Genomic DNA, 2,606 nt, shown 5'->3' on the forward strand with positions numbered 1-2,606 from the left:
ATTCCTTTGCTCGAGTGACTTTCGCGGGTCTCTCGAAGAATCACGCGATGACCTTCATTCATCCGGCTACGACACGCCGGTACCGCTGATCAGGTCCGACTCGTACACCACTCTGCTGGACGCAACCCGGGACCAACAACGTCGAATTTCGGGTGAGTGCAAACAGCGCGCAGCCGTCGCTATTGGGCGCACGGAGTCGGCGCCCACGCCGAGATCACGCAATGCTTGATATGACGTGTGTTATCTGTGTCCTGTGCCCAGGCGCACCGTTGCGAGATGTAGGAGGGCAACGCACCCGACGCGGCCAGGCGGAAGTAGCGCACTCGTGGGTGCGGCCTTTGAGAGGCCGATCCGGCCCTTGCACCGATCGGAACCTTCCTCGTCTGATTGGACAAGCGTGACTGTGCTGGTTCGGCGGTCTGGCGGCGAAATCAACGGTCTTTACTAATTCTTCATCGAATATCGAGCTGACGCTTAGGTGTTGACTCCAGGCTGGGGGATGAGGGCAACAGCCGGCACGCGGTTTCGTAGTGGGCGATCGGGTACCGGTAATGAGTACCTTTTAATGACTACAGAAGGAATTGGTGTGCAGACCAAGCGGATCGTCTCCGTCATCACCGCCGCGTTCGCGGCCGCGCTGGCGCTAAGCGCATGTAGTAACAACTCAGGAAGTAACCACAACATGTCGTCAATGACACCCTCGGTGGCCGTCTCGTCACCGTCGGTATCGGGTGGTGGCGACAGTCAAGCATCAGCGCATAACGACGCCGACGTCGCGTTCGCGCAGGGAATGATTCCGCATCATCAGCAGGCGATCGCTATGAGCGACGCGTTGCTGGCCAAGCAAGGCATCGATCCTTCAGTGGTGTCGTTGGCGAACGAGATTAAGGCAGCTCAGGGGCCTGAAATTCAGCAAATGCAGGGCTGGCTGACGAACTGGGGTGTTCCGGCGACCACGACGTCGGCGGGCAGTGGTATGCCGAGCATGCCGGGCCATGACATGGGAAGCACGGGTGGCGGCGGCATGATGTCGGAGCAAGACATGTCCGCACTGCGTGCTGCGCAAGGTGTTGACGCCAGCCGGCTATTTTTGACCCAGATGATCGAACACCACAAGGGCGCGATCGCGATGGCACAGACCGAGCAGGCGAGTGGGCAATTCGCGCCGGCGGTCGAGCTGGCGCGGTCGATCATCGCCTCCCAACAAAGGGAGATCGAGACCATGCAGCGGATGCTGGGCGCGTTGTAACCCCGTCGCGGGTCGCAATTCGGCGAAACGTTCCTCCCGTCCCCGTGCCGGTGTCACATTGCGCCGGCATGGGGTCCGCCTGATCCGACCGTCAATGTCAACAGACGCCGCGAGGGCGTGGCACACAGGGAGTCTCGCCACGAATCTCGTTTTCGGCGTACATGATTGTGGTGGTCGCGGCCGAACGTCTGCCCGATTGGCGCTGAACAGCTAGATCAGTACTCGATGAGCCGGGTAACGTACGGCATCATGCCGTTGGTCCGCACGGGGGCGATGCGCACCTGCGAACCGGTGTAGGGAGCTTCGAGCATCTGCCCATTGCCGAGATACATCGATTCGTGCTGGCTGGCATTGGGCCCGTAGAAGATCAGATCCCCCCGGCGCATTTGCGATGACGGAATCTTGCGCCCCGCGTTGTACTGCGACCCCGAATAATGATCCAGCTTGATCCCGACCCCTGCGAAGGCGTAAAGATACAGCCCAGAACAGTCGAACCCAACAGTTCCCGCACCGGAGTCGATTCCCCGAGATGGACCGTTGGCGTTCCCGCCACCCCATGAGTACGGCACGCCCAGCTGCGACATGGCACGTCGGATCACGGATTCCATCGCCTGCTGGCCGTACACCCGCGGGATGCGGCCGTTGGTGAATCCGGGATCGGCGGGTGCGGACGCTTGGTCTTGGGGCAATATCCCTAGTTGGATCAGGAACTTTCGGCCCATGTCAGCCGTCAGCTGCGCCGAAGTGGCCGAGATCTGCAGCACGGAGTTGATAATGGCGATGGGGTCGCCGGTGACGTTGGCGCTGGGCACCATCGGTAGGGTGGCGTCCCATCGACTGGTGCCGGCGGCCGCGGGCGACCCGGCAGGGCGTTGGGGATCCCATCGGTCCGTGGGCGGTGGCAAAGCGCCCGCGGCGAGTATCGCCGCGGCGCTGCCGGGGGGAGCGGGGGGCCGGGCCGCGTTCAAACGTGCTTGGGCGGTGTCGCGGGCGGCCACCAATCGGTCGACTTCTGCCTGCTGGGCACCGAATTGGCGTTGTGCATCGGTGAGCGCGGCCACCGCGGCCTGTTGACTTCTTTCGGCGGCGGCGGCCGCGTCATCGGCGCTCTGTAGGGCAGCGCGCGCCGCCGAGACCTTGTTGGCCTGCTCGGTGCGAGCGCGCTGCAGATCGGTCAGCGCGTTGCGGTGGCTGAGTGCCAGGGTGTAAACGTCGCTCGCGGTGGCGATAGAGCAATGATCAGAACCTGTGGATGACCCTCGGTGGGGCGGCATGAAAGTGGGCGCACCTTCCCGGGGATGATCTGAAGTCCAAGGTTCTCTGATCAAGACCGGCGTTGACGCGCTGGTTGGGAAGG

The 2,606-nt window shown here is 62.7% G+C and carries 1 protein-coding gene and 1 pseudogene; one reads left to right on the plus strand and one right to left on the minus strand.

The features are described 5' to 3' along the window. Nucleotides 1-586: 586 nt before the first annotated feature. On the plus strand, nt 587-1,249 hold the full coding sequence (locus tag HPC46_RS34115; RefSeq protein ID WP_325096875.1) for a DUF305 domain-containing protein: 663 nt from the start codon (nt 587-589) through the stop codon (nt 1,247-1,249). Between the two features lie 215 nt (nt 1,250-1,464). Here the strand turns inward: HPC46_RS34115 and HPC46_RS34120 are convergent. Further along, nucleotides 1,465-2,484 (minus strand): annotated as a pseudogene (locus tag HPC46_RS34120) (NlpC/P60 family protein); the annotation flags it as partial. Between the last annotated feature and the right edge of the window lie 122 nt (nt 2,485-2,606).

Origin of the sequence: Mycolicibacterium vinylchloridicum, assembly GCF_013404075.1 — a bacterium.
Taxonomy (GTDB): domain Bacteria; phylum Actinomycetota; class Actinomycetes; order Mycobacteriales; family Mycobacteriaceae; genus Mycobacterium; species Mycobacterium vinylchloridicum.